The organism is Vibrio sp. 10N.286.52.C3 (assembly GCF_041468865.1).
In the GTDB taxonomy this organism is placed as follows: Bacteria; Pseudomonadota; Gammaproteobacteria; order Enterobacterales; family Vibrionaceae; genus Vibrio; species Vibrio crassostreae_C.
This window is the reverse complement of the sequence record NZ_JBFRJM010000117.1, coordinates 1-440: the sequence shown is the minus strand read 5'-3', so window position 1 is coordinate 440 and position 440 is coordinate 1. Positions and strand designations below refer to the sequence as shown.

Sequence of the window (440 nt, the reverse complement as noted above, 5' to 3'; positions counted from 1 at the left end):
CAAGCTTCAGCAGACCTGACGGTTAACCCAGTAAATGATTTACCTGTTCCACAAGACCAACAATTCAGTGTTGAAGAAGACGGCACGTTAATCTTCACTGATGCAGACCTATTAACAGGCGCAACGGACATTGAAGGTGACAACCTTACTATTGAAAGTGTGACCTACGACGGTGGCGACGGTATCCTTACTGATAACGGTAATGGTACTTACACATTCGCTCCAAACGAAAACTTCAATGGTGACGTAAACTTCGGCTTCGATGTGTCTGACGGAACCGATACGGTCTCTGCAAACATCGATGTGAGCGTTACGGCAGTTGATGATGCACCTGTGTCAGGCGACCTAGCGTACTCAATCGACGAAGACGGTTCGATTCGTCTAAGTCAAGAGCAGCTTCTATCGCAAGCTTCTGACGTAGAAGGCGATGACCTTACTGC

General features: G+C 47.5%; 1 protein-coding gene. It reads left to right on the top strand.

What is annotated here, in order from left to right; genetic code table 11:
* On the top strand, positions 1 to 440 hold a 440-nt coding region (locus AB4138_RS23580), incomplete at both ends, for a cadherin-like domain-containing protein (RefSeq protein WP_372307934.1).